The organism is Citrobacter sp. MGH103 (genome assembly GCF_001034475.2).
Lineage (GTDB): Bacteria > Pseudomonadota > Gammaproteobacteria > Enterobacterales > Enterobacteriaceae > Citrobacter > Citrobacter freundii.
The window spans coordinates 431072-446790 of sequence record NZ_CP073043.1; the positions used below are offsets into that span (position 1 = coordinate 431072).

The 15719-nt window shown below is 53.4% G+C and carries 12 protein-coding genes; 8 read left to right on the plus strand and 4 right to left on the minus strand.

Features of this window, described 5'->3' with window-relative positions; genetic code table 11:
* Window positions 1–288: 288 nt before the first annotated feature.
* From msrQ to acuI, 3 genes are all read right to left on the minus strand, one after another.
* Window positions 289–888, minus strand: a complete 600-nt coding sequence (gene msrQ, locus SK33_RS02145; RefSeq protein WP_048218738.1) for a protein-methionine-sulfoxide reductase heme-binding subunit MsrQ — start codon at window positions 886–888, stop codon at window positions 289–291.
* On the minus strand, window positions 889–1893 hold the full coding sequence (msrP, locus tag SK33_RS02150) for a protein-methionine-sulfoxide reductase catalytic subunit MsrP (protein WP_032938263.1): 1005 nt from the start codon (window positions 1891–1893) through the stop codon (window positions 889–891). It abuts the gene before it with no gap.
* A gap of 119 nt (window positions 1894–2012) precedes the next feature.
* The gene (acuI, locus tag SK33_RS02155; RefSeq protein WP_016151069.1) at window positions 2013–2987 is read right to left on the minus strand and encodes an acrylyl-CoA reductase (NADPH); all 975 of its coding nucleotides are present in this window, start codon (window positions 2985–2987) and stop codon (window positions 2013–2015) included.
* A 225-nt stretch (window positions 2988–3212) separates the two neighbouring features.
* On the opposite strand from acuI, the gene csrD reads away from it, so the two are divergent.
* Window positions 3213–5153 (plus strand): RNase E specificity factor CsrD, encoded by a 1941-nt coding sequence (gene csrD / locus SK33_RS02160; protein WP_003025202.1) that lies wholly within the window; start codon window positions 3213–3215, stop codon window positions 5151–5153.
* Window positions 5154–5161: 8 nt separating this feature from the next.
* Here csrD and SK33_RS02165 read toward each other — a convergent pair whose 3' ends face one another.
* Window positions 5162–5482, minus strand: coding sequence for a hypothetical protein (locus tag SK33_RS02165; RefSeq protein WP_153752135.1), 321 nt, complete (start codon window positions 5480–5482; stop codon window positions 5162–5164).
* Between SK33_RS02165 and mreB the strand changes: the two genes are divergently transcribed.
* The 7 genes from mreB to tldD all read left to right on the plus strand — a co-directional run bounded on the left by mreB (window position 5460) and on the right by tldD (window position 15675).
* Window positions 5460–6503: a rod shape-determining protein MreB gene (mreB, locus tag SK33_RS02170; RefSeq protein ID WP_000913396.1), complete on the plus strand. Its 1044-nt coding sequence runs from the start codon at window positions 5460–5462 to the stop codon at window positions 6501–6503. The genes SK33_RS02165 and mreB overlap by 23 nt on opposite strands.
* Window positions 6504–6569: 66 nt before the next feature.
* Entirely contained in the window at window positions 6570–7592 is a 1023-nt protein-coding gene (gene mreC, locus SK33_RS02175) for a rod shape-determining protein MreC (RefSeq protein ID WP_003025198.1), read from the plus strand.
* Window positions 7593–8081 carry a rod shape-determining protein MreD gene (gene mreD / locus SK33_RS02180; RefSeq protein ID WP_003025196.1) on the plus strand — a complete coding sequence of 163 codons (489 nt, stop codon included), beginning with the start codon at window positions 7593–7595 and terminating at the stop codon, window positions 8079–8081.
* A 7-nt stretch (window positions 8082–8088) separates the two neighbouring features.
* Complete coding sequence (locus SK33_RS02185) at window positions 8089–8682, plus strand: Maf family protein (protein WP_048218736.1); 594 nt, start codon at window positions 8089–8091, stop codon at window positions 8680–8682.
* The gene (rng, locus tag SK33_RS02190; protein ID WP_003025190.1) at window positions 8672–10141 is read left to right on the plus strand and encodes a ribonuclease G; all 1470 of its coding nucleotides are present in this window, start codon (window positions 8672–8674) and stop codon (window positions 10139–10141) included. The genes SK33_RS02185 and rng overlap by 11 nt, the downstream gene beginning before the upstream one ends.
* Before the next feature lie 111 nt (window positions 10142–10252).
* Window positions 10253–14068 carry an AsmA2 domain-containing protein YhdP gene (gene yhdP, locus SK33_RS02195; RefSeq protein WP_048218734.1) on the plus strand — a complete coding sequence of 1272 codons (3816 nt, stop codon included), beginning with the start codon at window positions 10253–10255 and terminating at the stop codon, window positions 14066–14068.
* Between the two features lie 161 nt (window positions 14069–14229).
* On the plus strand, window positions 14230–15675 hold the full coding sequence (tldD, locus tag SK33_RS02200; protein WP_003025183.1) for a metalloprotease TldD: 1446 nt from the start codon (window positions 14230–14232) through the stop codon (window positions 15673–15675).
* Window positions 15676–15719: the final 44 nt, after the last annotated feature.

The following is a 15719-nucleotide window of genomic DNA, read 5'->3' on the forward strand; positions in this document are numbered from 1 at the left end:
GCGCTGCACTGGGTGCTGCTGCCATTAAATGAGATTGCCAGACTTGTTAGTCATTGTGCGGCTATCTTCTGCCATTTTCGGGTAAAAGACAAAATATACCTTCAATATGCGATTGTCACCCTTTCAGCGCTTTAAAAACGCTACCGGGGATAGCAAAGTCGCACATTATAACTATTTCGTAGCAATTGGCAGCTAAATACTGGTCTTATCAGGGAAGATAATCAACCGTTAACATGTAAAGAAAATCGGATCGTCAGTGTTTTGCAACGCACTGCACATAACGTGAAACTACCGCCACCACTGGCGAAACTTCTTGTAACGGCACGCTAACAGCACCGCCGCGAGTGCTGCATAAATAATCGGTTGAGGGGAGATAATTTTTACCGACCACAGATAATGTATGGGTGCCAGGATCGCCACAAGATAGACGAAGTTGTGCAGATACTGCCAGTTTTTACCCAGCTTTCGCTGTGCAACCTGTGTAGACGTTAAGGTGAGGGCGAATAATATGACCCAGCTAGCAATGCCCAATGTTAAATAAGGTCGCGTAAGTAATTCCCGCCCTAATAACGCCAGATTATTAATGCCCAGCTCCAGTAACGCGTAGCTGGTTAAATGTAGCGTTGCCCAAGCGAAACACCATAGCCCTAACAGACGACGTGTGCGTATCAATAATGGCTGTTTAGCGTAGCGCGTGAGTGGAGAGACCAGCAAGGTCGCCAGCAAGAATTTCAGAGCTGTCCTACCGGTAAAGTGCTGGATATCTTTGACCGGATCGGCGCTCAGGCCACCGTGATTTACCGCCCAAAATAGCCAGATAAACGGCAATAAACCGGCAAGATGCAGGCAAACTTTCAGCCCGGTAATGTGCTTTGCGGTCAGACGCACTTAAAAATTCTCCTGCAAATTGAGTCCGCGATACAGTGACGCAACCTCTTCGGCATAGCCGTTAAACATCAGCGTGGGCTGACGCTGTACGTCCAGGATACCGCCTGCGCCAATAAAACGCTCAGTGGCCTGGGACCAGCGGGGGTGATCGACATGCGGATTCACGTTGGCATAAAATCCGTATTCATTGGGCGCGGCCAGATTCCAGGTTGTCGGAGGGCGTTCGCGCGTGAGTTTGATACTCACGATCGACTTAATGCCTTTAAATCCATATTTCCACGGCACAATTAAGCGAATGGGCGCGCCATTTTGTGGCGGAAGGGCCTTACCATAAACCCCCACAGTAAGCAGTGTGAGTGGGTGCATTGCTTCATCCAGACGCAGTCCTTCAACATAGGGATATTTTAGCCCGCCGCCAATAAAGCGATCTTTCTGTCCCGGCATATCATCCGGTGCGTACAGTGTTTCGAACGCGACATACTTTGCGTTACTGGTGGGTTCAACCTGCGCGAGCAGTTTATGTAACGGAAAGCCAATCCACGGCACGACCATTGACCAGGCTTCCACGCAGCGCATCCGATAAATCCGTTCTTCCAGCGGGAAACGGGCGGTCAGCGAATCGTGATCGAGGGTGAGTGGTTTTGCCACCTCGCCACTGATTTGCAACGTCCACGGATCGGTTTTCAGGCTGCCTGCATTGGCTGCCGGATCCGCTTTATCGAGACCGAACTCGTAGAAGTTGTTGTAGCCAGAAACCTTATCCGCAGGCGTTAAAGGAAGTGAATTTTGCCAGGCGGCGGGCTTACTGAAATCAAGCGGCTTACCTGCAGGTGCGGGCGGGCGGTCATTACCCTTAAACCAACTCAGAAGGTCAGCCTGTGCAGAGTGGGGTAAAGACAACGCGGCTGCGCTGATCCCTAGTGCTTTCAGCACCTGGCGACGCTGCATAAAAAAAGCCGACTCGTCAGTGACGTCGGCTTCTGTAAATGGACGTAATTTCTTCATAACAGACTCCCGGCTTACGCGTCATAACTGACAGGGGACGCGTAGTTAATATGGCAGGGAGTCTGTAGATGTGCCGCGAAATTTGGTTAATTAAGTGTAAATTTCTGCGCCAGGGCCTGTTACTTCACCTTCACCAGCGTACGGCCTTGCACCTGGTTATTGATGATGGCATCGGCGAACTTCGGCGCATCAGCCAGCGTAATTTCCGTTGCCGCCTGAGCATAGAAAGATTCCGGCAGATCCTTAACCAGACGCGCCCAGGCCTCTGCACGGCGTGCCGGCGGGGTCATCACCGAGTCCACTCCTTGCAAACGAACGTTACGCAGAATGAATGGCATCACCGTGGTCGGCAGAGCGAAACCACCCGCCAGGCCGCAGGCGGCAACGCAGCCACCGTAGTTCATCTGCGCCAGAACTTTTGCCAGAACTTTGTCGCCAACGGTATCCACCGCGCCAGCCCACAGCTGTTTTTCCAGCGGACGAGACTCGGCAAACTCATCGCGGCCAAGAATACGGTTAGCGCCAAGGCTTTTCAGGTAGTCGTGGGTGCTTTCACGGCCCGAAACCGCCGCAACCTGATAACCCAGCTTATGCAGTAACGCAACGGCTGTGCTGCCCACGCCGCCGCTGGCGCCGGTGACGACAATTTCACCGTCTTGCGGGCGAATACCTGCATCTTCAAGCGCCATAACGCACAGCATAGCGGTAAAGCCGGCGGTACCGATGACCATGGCTTTACGTCCATCCAGTCCTTTTGGCAGCGCAACCAGCCAGTCGCCTTTCACGCGTGCACGCTCAGCCAGTCCACCCCAATGATTTTCACCCACGCCCCAGCCGGTCAGCAACACTTCCTGACCCGCATGAAAACGGGGATCTTCGCTTGCACGTACGGTACCGGCGAAATCGATACCAGGAATCATCGGAAAATTACGAATGATTTTACCCTTGCCAGTGATAGCCAGAGCATCTTTATAGTTCAGGCTTGACCAGTGGATATCCACCGTAACATCGCCTTCAGGTAGCTGATTTTCGTCGAGGGGTTGAACGGATGCGAGGGTTTTTCCGTCCTGCTGTTCTAAGATCAAAGCCTGCATAACCTGTCCTCAATTCGTATAGTGGATTGGAAAATTATTAATGAAGACTATACTCGCTAATCAAAACATGATGCCGATTCTGCGCAATAAATTGCCAGATATACCTGATTTGGTAGTATGCCCACACTGTATGTATAAATGGACGGATTTTGCGTTCAGTTTTGTATATTTGGGTCGCTTTATCACTTTCAGGCCTGTTTCATAACTGTCGGAGTTAACACAAGGATGCGATTAACGACGAAATTTTCAGCTTTTGTCACGCTGCTTACTGGGTTAACGATCTTCGTGACTCTGATCGGCTGTTCGCTGAGTTTCTATAACGCTATTCAATATAAGTTCACCACGCGCGTGCAGGCGGTCGCGACGGCGATTGATACGCATCTGGTCTCCAGAGATGTCGTTGCGTTAACCCCGCAAATCGATGAGCTGATGGTTTCTGTTGATATCGTGCGCATCGAACTGTTGCAGGGCGAACACGTGGTGTATGACCATTCGCGCACCAGTAGCTACCGACCGGCAGGGACGAACAATCTCTACCGCGAGATCACCGTACCGTTGGTCAAGCATCCGGGCATGTCATTGCGTCTGGTTTATCAGGATCCGATGGGTAACTATTTCCATTCGCTACTGACCACCGCACCGCTCACGATAGCCATTGCTTTCATTATTCTGATGCTCTTTTTGTCTGTGCGCTGGCTTCAGCGCCAGCTTTCGGGTCAGGAGCTGCTGGAGATTCGTTCCACACGTATTCTGAACGGCGAACGTGGACCGAACGTGCGGGGAACGGTCTATGAATGGCCTGCGCGCACCAGCAGTGCGCTCGATATGCTGCTGACTGAAATTCAAAATGCTCGCGAGCAACGCAGCCGCCTGGATACGCTGATTCGTTCCTATGTCGCGCAGGATACAAAAACTGGGCTAAGCAACCGCCTGTTCTTTGATAACCAACTGGCCACGCTGCTGGAAGATCAGGAAAAAGTAGGCTCGCATGGCGTCGTGATGATGGTGCGCCTGCCGGACTTTACGCTGCTGCGCGATAGCTGGGGAATCACCCTCGCGGAAGAACAAATCTCGACGCTGATCAATTTGTTGTCGACTTTTATGACGCGCTATCCGGGCGCGTTGCTGGCGCGTTACCACCGTAGCGATTTTGCCATCCTGCTGCCACACCGCACGTTGAAAGAGGCGGAAAGCATTGCCGGGCAATTATTAAAAGCGGTAGATGCACTTCCGGCTAATAAAATGATCGATCGTGCCGATATGGTTCATATTGGTATTTGCGTTTGCCGCAGCGGTCAGTCGCCGGAGCAAGTGATGGATCATGCTGAAGCAGCCACGCGGAATTCGGTTTTGCAGGGCGGAAATAGCTGGTCGGTCTATGATGACTCGCTGCCGGAAAAAGGTCGGGGCAACGTACGCTGGCGAACGCTGATCGAACAGATGCTCAGCCGGGGTGGGCCGAGAATTTATCAAAAGCCAGCAGTAACCCGTGAAGGGCGAGTGCACCATCGGGAGCTGATGTGCCGTATTTTTGATGGTAACGAAGAGGTCATTTCGGCGGAATATATGCCGATGGTCCTTCAATTTGGCCTGGCTGAAGAGTATGACCGTTTGCAGATAAGCCGTCTGATCCTGCTTTTGGGTTACTGGCCGCAGGAAAATCTGGCGATGCAGATAACGGTTGAATCGCTTATTCGCCCACGTTTTCAGCGCTGGCTGCGTGATACGCTGATGCAGTGCGAAAAATCATTACGCAAACGCATAATTATTGAACTTGCTGAGGCAGATGTCTGTCAACATATCAGCCGGTTACAGCCTGTCATCAGATTGATGAATGCGCTGGGCGTGCGTATTGCCGTTACGCAGGCGGGGTTAACGCTGGTGAGCACCAGTTGGATTAAAGAGCTTAACGTTGAGTTATTGAAGCTGCATCCAAGTCTGGTGAGGAACATTGATAAGCGAACGGAAAATCAGCTTCTGGTTCAAAGCCTGGTGGAGGCCTGTTCGGGAACACCCACGCAGGTTTACGCTACGGGCGTACGTTCGCGTAGTGAGTGGCATACGCTGACAGAACGCGGAGTTGCGGGTGGGCAAGGGGATTTTTTTGCTGCATCACAACCACTTGACACTAACGTGAAAAAATATTCGCAAAGATACTCGGTTTAACCTGCCGTTTAATTTGTTTTCACGTAGAATAACGCGCGCTGTGCCTTCTGGGGGTGTGCTTGCCTGCTCGCCAGGTTGTAACAGCAAACATGCAGGTGAATGACCTTTGACAGGTTGCAAACAAAAGCGAGGAGTGCTGCTGATTTATTCAGCCCTGATGGACTCAGGCCGGTTTTGTAACAAAGGAAACGAACTGCACTAATTTTCACCGTAGCAGATGATTTTTGCGCCTTGTCGCTGCTGCGTGTGGTTGGTAAAGTAAGCGGATTTTGTTTTCCGCCCCAGCTTTCAGGATTATCCCTTAGTATGTTGAAAAAATTTCGTGGCATGTTTTCCAATGACCTGTCCATTGACCTGGGTACCGCGAATACCCTTATTTATGTAAAAGGACAAGGCATCGTATTGAATGAGCCTTCTGTTGTGGCCATTCGTCAGGATCGTGCCGGTTCGCCGAAAAGCGTGGCTGCAGTAGGTCATGATGCGAAGCAGATGCTGGGTCGTACGCCGGGCAATATCGCTGCAATTCGCCCAATGAAAGACGGCGTTATCGCTGACTTCTTCGTGACTGAAAAAATGCTCCAGCACTTTATCAAGCAAGTGCACAGCAATAGCTTCATGCGTCCAAGCCCGCGCGTACTGGTGTGTGTACCGGTTGGAGCAACTCAGGTTGAACGCCGTGCGATCCGTGAATCAGCTCAGGGCGCAGGTGCTCGTGAAGTCTTCCTGATCGAAGAGCCGATGGCGGCTGCGATCGGTGCGGGTCTGCCAGTTTCTGAAGCAACCGGTTCAATGGTTGTTGACATCGGTGGTGGTACCACTGAAGTTGCCGTTATCTCCCTGAACGGCGTGGTTTACTCCTCTTCTGTTCGTATTGGCGGCGACCGCTTTGATGAAGCCATCATTAATTATGTTCGTCGTAACTACGGTTCTCTGATCGGTGAAGCGACCGCAGAACGTATTAAACACGAGATCGGTTCCGCTTATCCGGGCGACGAAGTGCGCGAAATCGAAGTTCGCGGTCGTAACCTGGCTGAAGGCGTTCCGCGCGGCTTTACCCTGAACTCCAACGAGATTCTGGAAGCCCTGCAGGAACCGCTGACCGGTATCGTTAGCGCGGTAATGGTTGCACTGGAACAGTGCCCGCCGGAACTGGCGTCTGACATCTCCGAACGCGGTATGGTGCTGACCGGTGGCGGTGCGCTGCTGCGTAACCTTGACCGTCTGTTAATGGAAGAAACCGGTATTCCAGTTGTTGTTGCTGAAGATCCGCTGACCTGCGTGGCGCGCGGCGGCGGCAAGGCGCTGGAAATGATCGACATGCACGGCGGCGACCTGTTCAGCGAAGAGTAATCGGATGCAGGTTGGGTAGCCCCCGCGGGTTGCCCTTCCGCTCTGATACGAGAATACGCATAGACTATGAAGCCAATTTTTAGCCGTGGCCCTTCGCTACAGATTCGCCTTATTCTGGCGGTGCTGGTGGCGCTCGGCGTTATTATTGCCGACAGCCGCTTGGGTACGTTTAGTCAAATCCGAACGTACATGGATACCGCCGTCAGTCCTTTCTACTTTATCTCAAATGGTCCTCGTGAATTACTTGACGGCGTGTCGCAAACGCTGGCTTCGCGTGACCAACTCGAACTTGAAAACCGGGCATTGCGTCAGGAACTGCTGCTGAAAAATAGCGAACTGCTGATGCTGGGGCAATACAAACAGGAGAACGCGCGTTTGCGTGAGCTGCTGGGATCGCCATTGCGTCAGGACGAACAAAAGATGGTGACGCAAGTCATCTCAACGGTTAATGACCCTTACAGCGATCAGGTGGTGATCGACAAAGGGAGCGTTAACGGCGTCTACGAAGGTCAGCCGGTTATTAGTGACAAAGGCGTTGTGGGTCAGGTCGTGGCGGTGGCTAAACTGACGAGCCGTGTGCTGCTGATTTGCGATGCAACGCATGCGCTGCCCATTCAGGTTCTGCGTAACGATATTCGCGTGATCGCTGCGGGTAACGGCTGCACTGACGATCTTCAGCTCGAACACCTGCCGGCCAATACCGACATTCGCGTTGGCGATGTGCTGGTCACCTCGGGTCTGGGCGGACGTTTCCCAGAAGGTTATCCAGTTGCTGTTGTTTCTTCCGTTAAGCTGGACACTCAGCGCGCTTATACCGTGATTCAGGCTCGCCCGACCGCGGGTCTGCAGCGTTTGCGCTATCTGTTGCTGTTGTGGGGTGCCGATCGTAATGGCGCGAACCCGATGACGCCGGAAGAAGTACACCGCGTTGCCAATGAACGTTTGATGCAAATGATGCCGCAAGTTCTGCCAGCACCAGATGCCATGGGGCCGCCTGCGCCAGTGCCAACTCCTGCAACAGGTGTGACTCCTGCGCCTGTGGATACCACGCCGCCACAACCTGCTCCGCGTAAGCCGGGAGGACAGTAAGTGGCAAGCTATCGTAGCCAGGGACGTTGGGTGATTTGGCTCTCGTTCCTTATTGCACTGTTGCTGCAAGTCATGCCCTGGCCGGATGACATTCTGGTTTTCCGGCCAAACTGGGTACTGCTCATCTTGTTGTATTGGATCCTGGCGCTGCCGCATCGCGTAAATGTGGGCACGGGATTTGTGGTGGGTGCCATACTGGATCTCATCAGCGGCTCCACGCTTGGCGTGCGCGCATTGTCGATGAGTATCATTGCTTATCTGGTCGCGCTGAAATTCCAGCTATTCCGAAACCTCGCGCTCTGGCAACAGGCGCTGGTGGTCATGTTGTTATCACTGGTCGTGGATATTATTGTTTTCTGGGCCGAGTTTTTAGTGATCAACGTCTCTTTCAGACCTGAAGTGTTCTGGAGTAGTGTAGTGAATGGCGTGCTTTGGCCATGGCTATTCTTACTGATGCGTAAAGTCCGTCAGCAGTTTGCGGTGCAATAAGGTTGATATGAATACTCTGTATCTTGCTTCAGGTTCTCCACGTCGTCAGGAGTTGCTTGCTCAGCTTGGTGTTACGTTTGAACGGCTGATCCCTGGGATTGAAGAACAGCGGCACCCGCAGGAAAGTGCGCAGCAGTACGTTTCGCGTCTGGCGCGCGAAAAATCGCAGGCTGGTGTAGCGCTGGCACCGCGCGATTTGCCGGTATTGGGTGCGGATACCATCGTTATCCTTAATGGCGAAGTGCTGGAAAAACCGCACGACGCTGCCCACGCCGCAGCAATGCTGCGCAAACTGTCGGGCAAAACGCATCAAGTTATGACGGCCGTGGCACTGGCCGATTGCCAGCACAGTCTGGACTGCCTGGTAGTGACGGAAGTGACATTCAGAGCACTAACCGATGAGGACATCGCGGGTTATGTTGCCAGCGGTGAACCAATGGATAAAGCAGGTGCATACGGTATTCAAGGGTTGGGTGGCTGTTTTGTCAGGAAGATAAATGGCAGCTATCACGCCGTAGTCGGCTTACCGCTGGTAGAAACGTATGAGTTGCTGACCAATTTTAACGCACTGCGTGAGAAAAGGGATAAACATGACGGCTGAATTGTTGGTAAACGTAACGCCATCGGAAACTCGGGTGGCTTACATTGATGGCGGTATTCTGCAGGAAATTCATATTGAACGTGAGGCGCGACGCGGAATCGTAGGCAATATCTACAAAGGTCGTGTAAGTCGTGTACTTCCGGGTATGCAGGCGGCTTTTGTAGATATTGGACTGGATAAAGCCGCATTTCTTCACGCTTCTGACATCATGCCGCACACCGAATGCGTGGCGGGTGAAGAACAAAAACAGTTCACGGTACGCGACATTTCTGAACTGGTGCGCCAGGGTCAGGATCTGATGGTGCAGGTGGTAAAAGATCCTTTGGGAACGAAGGGCGCACGCCTGACGACGGACATCACGCTTCCTTCCCGTTATCTCGTTTTTATGCCGGGGGCCTCGCACGTTGGCGTATCCCAACGTATCGAAAGCGAAACGGAACGCGAACGTCTGAAAAAAGTGGTGGCGGATTACTGCGATGAGCAGGGTGGCTTCATCATTCGCACGGCGGCAGAAGGCGTATGCGAAGAGGATTTGGCCTCGGATGCTGCCTACCTGAAGCGCGTCTGGACAAAAGTCATGGAGCGTAAAAAGCGCCCGCAAACGCGCTACCAGATGTACGGTGAACTGGCACTGGCACAGCGCGTGTTGCGTGACTTTGCTGATGCCCAGCTTGACCGCATCCGCGTCGACTCCCGTCTGACCTATGAGGCGTTACTGGAATTTACGGCGGAATATATCCCCGAGATGACCAGCAAGCTGGAACATTACAGCGGGCGTCAGCCTATTTTTGATCTCTTTGACGTAGAGAATGAAATCCAGCGCGCGCTGGAACGCAAAGTTGAGCTGAAGTCCGGCGGTTATCTGATCATCGATCAAACTGAAGCGATGACTACCGTCGACATCAATACCGGCGCGTTTGTTGGGCATCGTAATCTCGACGACACTATCTTTAATACTAATATTGAAGCAACGCAGGCCATTGCTCGTCAGCTGCGTCTGCGTAACCTCGGCGGCATTATCATTATCGATTTTATCGACATGAATAATGAAGATCACCGTCGCCGGGTACTGCACTCCCTGGAGCAGGCTCTGAGCAAGGATCGTGTAAAAACCAGCATTAACGGTTTTTCACAGCTGGGCCTGGTGGAGATGACGCGCAAACGCACACGTGAAAGCGTGGAACATGTATTGTGCAACGAGTGTCCAACCTGCCATGGGCGTGGTACGGTGAAAACGGTGGAAACCGTATGTTATGAAATCATGCGCGAAATCGTGCGGGTACATCATGCATATGACTCCGATCGTTTCCTGGTTTATGCCTCTCCGGCAGTGGCTGAAACCCTGAAAGGTGAAGAGTCACATGCGCTGGCGGAGGTTGAGATCTTTGTCGGCAAACAGGTCAAAGTACAAATCGAACCGCTGTATAACCAGGAGCAGTTCGACGTCGTCATGATGTAAATCGTGTAGTGGCACCCGCGCATGTAGGCCGGATAAGGCGCAAGCGCCGTCATCCGGCAATATTCACTCAAGGGGTGTGAGTCATATTTTTTGGTAGACAAGGAGAGGTGCGTGAGGCGATTGCCGGGGATATTACTGCTCACTGGAGCCGCATTCGTTGTCATCGCAGCGCTGCTGGTCAGTGGACTGCGCCTTGCGTTACCTCATCTTGATAGCTGGCGTCCAGCCATTCTTGGCAAGATTGAATCCGCTACAGGTCTATCTGTTTCCGCCAGTCAGCTTTCTGCCAACTGGCAAAATTTCGGTCCTACGCTTGAAGCGCGTAATATCCATGCGCAGCTAAAAGATGGGGGAGAATTTTCGGTAAAACGCGTCACGCTGGCGCTGGATGTCTGGCAAAGTTTGCTGCACATGCGTTGGCAGTTTCGCGATCTCACCTTTTGGCAACTGCAGTTGCGCACCAATACTCCTATCCAGCGCAGCGAAGGCGGAGATGGAATTGAAACCGACCATCTCAGCAATCTCTTCCTGCGTCAGTTTGATCATTTCGATCTACGCGACAGTCATATCAGCTTTATAACCCTCTCAGGTCAACGTGCTGAACTGGCGATCCCACAGCTTACCTGGCTGAACGGTAAAAATCGGCATCGCGCCGAGGGTCAGGTCAGCCTCTCCAGCCTGACCGGACAGCACGGCGTTATGCAGGTGCGTATGGATCTGCGTGATGACGAAGGGCTATTGAATAACGGTCGGGTCTGGCTGCAGGCAGACGACATCGACGTCAAACCATGGCTGGGCAAATGGATGCAGGATAATGTCGCGCTACAAACCGCGCGTTTTAGCCTGGAAGCATGGATGACGATCAATAAAGGCGTCGTCTCCGGGGGCGATGTCTGGCTGAAAAAAGGTGGAGCAAGTTGGCTGGGTGAAAATCGTACGCACACGCTCTCCGTCGATAATCTGACAGCGCACATCAGCCGTGAAGAGGCGGGCTGGCAATTCTTTATTCCCGATACTCGTATTACCATGGATGATAAACCCTGGCCGAGCGGTGCATTAACGCTGGCCTGGATCCCTGAGCAGGAAGTCGGTGGCGAGAATAACAAACGCAGCGACGAGTTACGCATTCGTGCCAGCAATCTGGAACTGGCCGGGTTAGAAGGGCTACGTCCGATGGCGTCCAGGTTATCACCAGCGTTGGGTGATATCTGGCGGGCCACGCAGCCAAGTGGCAAGATCGATGTGTTGGCGCTGGATATCCCGTTACAGGCGACAGAAAAAACCCGCTTCCTGTCCTCGTGGACCGATTTGGCCTGGAAACAGTGGAAGCTGCTGCCGGGGGCAGAACATTTCTCCGGTACGCTTGCGGGCAGCGTTGAAAATGGGACGCTCACCGCCTCCATGAAGCAAGCCAAAATGCCGTATGAAACTGTCTTCCGCGCGCCGCTGGAAATAGAGAACGGCGTAGCGACGCTAAGCTGGCTGAAAAATGATAAAGGTTTTCAGTTAGATGGGCGCAACATCGATGTTAAAGCGAAAGCGGTACGCGCGCGCGGTGGTTTTCGCTATCTGCAGCCCACTGGAGATGAACCGTGGTTAGGCATTCTGGCTGGCATTAGCACCGACGACGGCTCTCAGGCCTGGCGCTATTTCCCGGAAAACCTGATGGGCAAAGAGCTGGTTGACTACCTCAGCGGTGCTATTCAGGGCGGTGAAGCGGATAACGCCACGCTGGTGTATGGCGGTAACCCGCATCTGTTCCCGTATCTGCACAACGAAGGGCAATTTCAGGTCCTGGTGCCGCTACGTAACGCGAAATTTGCTTTCCAGCCCGACTGGCCTGCGCTAACCGATCTCAATATTGAACTGAACTTCATTAACGATGGTCTGTGGATGAAGACGGATAGCGTTAATCTGGGCGGCGTGAAGGCCAGTAATCTGACGGCCAATATCCCCGACTATGCTAAAGAAAAACTGCTGATTGATGCCGATATCAACGGGCCGGGCAAGGCGGTCGGACCTTATTTTGATGAGACGCCGTTGAAGGACTCCCTCGGCGCCACGCTTGAGCAGTTGCAGATTGACGGCGATGTGAATGCTCGCTTACATCTGGATATTCCGCTAGACGGCTCGCTGGTTACCGCCAAAGGCGATGTCAACCTGCGTAATAACAGCCTGTTTATTAAACCGCTCGACAGCACGCTGAAGAATTTGAATGGTAAATTCAGCTTTATCAACGGCGATCTGAAGAGCGAGCCGATGACGGCGAACTGGTTTAATCAGCCGCTGAACGTCGACTTCTCCACCACCGAAGGGGCGAAAGCCTATCAGGTAGCCGTGAACCTGCAAGGCGACTGGCAGCCAACCCGCATGGGGATTTTACCGGCGCAGGTCAACGATGCCTTAAGCGGTAGCATGGCGTGGAATGGCAAGGTGGGTATCGATCTTCCGTATCATGCCGGACCGACCTACGACATTGAGCTTAAAGGCGACCTGAAGAATGTAAGTAGTCACTTACCTGCTCCGCTGAATAAGGCAGCCGGTGAGGCATTACCGGTGAACGTTAAGGCCAACGGCAATCTGCGCAGTTTTGAACTGACCGGCAACGCGGGCAGTAAGAACCACTTTAACAGCCGCTGGTTGCTGAATCAGAAACTGACGCTTGACCGCGCAATCTGGACGTCGGAAAGCCGCACCGTGCCCGCGTTACCCGATCAGCAAGGCATTGAGCTTAACCTTCCCCCTATGGATGGCGCGCAATGGCTGGCGTTGTTCCAGAAAGGCGCAGCAGATAACGTTGGCACCAACGCCAACTTCCCGCAGCGCATCACGGTGCGTACGCCATCGTTATCCCTGGGCGGTCAGCAGTGGAATAACTTGAGTATCGTGTCTGAGCCTGCGAGCAATGGCTCCATCGTGCAGGCGCAGGGACGTGAAATTAATGCCACGCTGGCTATGCGCAATAATGCGCCGTGGCTGGCCAATATTAAGTATCTTTATTACAACCCCAGCGCGGCGAAAGCGTCGCCGACGAAAGCACCACTGAATAGTACTCCAGCCTCGCCGTTTTCCGCCGTGGACAACGTCAGCTTCCACGGCTGGCCGGATCTTCAGTTACGCTGTGCCGAGTGCTGGATGTGGGGACAGAAATATGGGCGTATTGATGCCGATGTGGCGATTAAAGGCGACACGCTAACGCTGAGTAACGGTCTGTTGGATACAGGCTTTGCCAGACTGACCACCGATGGCGTGTGGGTGAACGCGCCGGGCAAAGAACGAACGTCACTGAAGGGTAAACTGAGCGGCAGTAAAATTGACTCCGCTGCCAGTTTCTTTGGTGTATCGACCCCGATTCGTAACTCTTCGTTCAACGTGGAGTATGACCTGCACTGGCGTAACCCGCCATGGGATCCAGATGAAGCTTCGCTGAATGGGATTTTGCGTACCCGGTTGGGCAAAGGTGAGCTTACTGAACTCAGCACCGGACATGCGGGGCAACTATTGCGACTGCTAAGCTTTGATGCGTTGCTGCGTAAACTGCGTTTTGATTTCAGCGACACCTTCAGCGAAGGTTTCTATTTCGACTCGATTCGCAGCACGGCCTGGATCAAAGATGGCGTGATGCATACCGATGACACGCTGGTGGACGGTCTGGAGGCAGACATTGCGATGAAAGGCTCGGTGAACCTGGTACGCCGGGAGCTGGATATGGAAGCCATTGTCGCGCCGGAAATTTCTGCCACCGTAGGCGTTGCCGCTGCGTTTGCTGTCAATCCGATTGTCGGCGCGGCGGTGTTTGCTGCCAGTAAGGTTCTGGGACCATTGTGGAGCAAAGTGTCGATTCTGCGCTATCGCATCACCGGTCCGGTCGATAAGCCGCAGATTAACGAAGTTCTGCGTCAGCCGCGCAAAGAAAGCCAGCAATAATTTGACGGGGGCGAGTAATTGCCCCAATCTCAACATAGATCCTCTACCGCAGTCCGTAGGCCGGATAAGGCGTTCACGCCGCCATCCGGCATTGAAGTGCCTGATGGCGACGCTGGCGCGTTTTATCAGGCCTACAACAGTAACTAATGAGTAGCAAAACGATGAGTCTGAACCTGGTAAGTGAACAATTGCTAGCGGCAAATGGCCTGAAACATCAGGATCTGTTTGCCATCCTGGGCCAACTGGCCGAACGCCGTCTTGATTACGGCGATCTCTATTTTCAGTCGAGCTATCACGAATCCTGGGTTTTAGAAGACCGCATCATTAAAGATGGTTCTTACAATATCGATCAGGGCGTTGGCGTGCGCGCCATCAGCGGCGAAAAAACAGGGTTTGCCTATGCAGACCAGATTAGCCTGCTGGCGCTGGAGCAGAGTGCTCATGCTGCCCGTACTATCGTGCGTGACAGCGGTGACGGCAAAGTAAAAACGCTGGGAGCTGTGGAGCATCAGGCACTTTACACCTCGGTTGATCCCCTGCAGAGCATGAGCCGCGAAGAGAAACTGGATATTCTGCGCCGCGTAGACAGCGTGGCGCGTGCCGCCGACAAGCGCGTCCAGGAAGTAACCGCCAGCCTGACCGGTGTTTATGAACTGATCCTGGTAGCAGCGACCGACGGTACGCTGGCCGCTGACGTTCGCCCGCTGGTACGCCTGTCCGTAAGCGTACAGGTGGAAGAGGACGGTAAGCGCGAGCGCGGCGCCAGCGGTGGCGGCGGTCGTTTTGGCTATGACTATTTCCTGGGCGACCTTGATGGTGAAGTTCGTGCTGACGCATGGGCGAAAGAAGCCGTACGCATGGCGTTGGTTAATCTCTCAGCGGTAGCTGCGCCTGCTGGTACGCTGCCGGTAGTACTCGGCGCTGGCTGGCCTGGCGTTCTGCTGCATGAAGCGGTCGGTCATGGTCTGGAAGGCGACTTTAACCGCCGTGGTACCTCGGTATTCAGTGGTCACATGGGGGAGCTGGTAGCGTCAGAACTGTGCACCGTGGTGGATGACGGCACAATGGCGGACCGTCGTGGCTCTGTGGCTATTGATGATGAAGGCACGCCGGGTCAGTACAACGTGCTGATCGAAAACGGTATTCTGAAAGGCTACATGCAGGACAAACTGAATGCGCGCCTGATGGGCGTTGCGCCAACGGGTAACGGTCGCCGCGAATCTTACGCGCACCTGCCGATGCCACGTATGACCAACACCTATATGCTGCCGGGGAAATCTACGCCGCAGGAAATCATCGAATCCGTTGAATACGGTATTTATGCGCCTAACTTCGGCGGCGGCCAGGTGGATATCACCTCCGGAAAATTTGTGTTCTCTACGTCTGAAGCATATCTGATTGAAAACGGTAAAGTCACCAAACCGGTGAAAGGCGCGACGCTGATTGGCTCTGGTATCGAAGCGATGCAGCAGATTTCGATGGTGGGTAACGACCTGAAACTGGATAACGGGGTTGGTGTGTGCGGTAAAGAAGGGCAGAGCCTGCCGGTGGGCGTGGGCCAGCCCACGCTGAAGGTGGATAACCTGACCGTGGGTGGCACCGCATAACATCATGATGTATGCCCGATAAGCACCAGTGCCATCGGGCATCT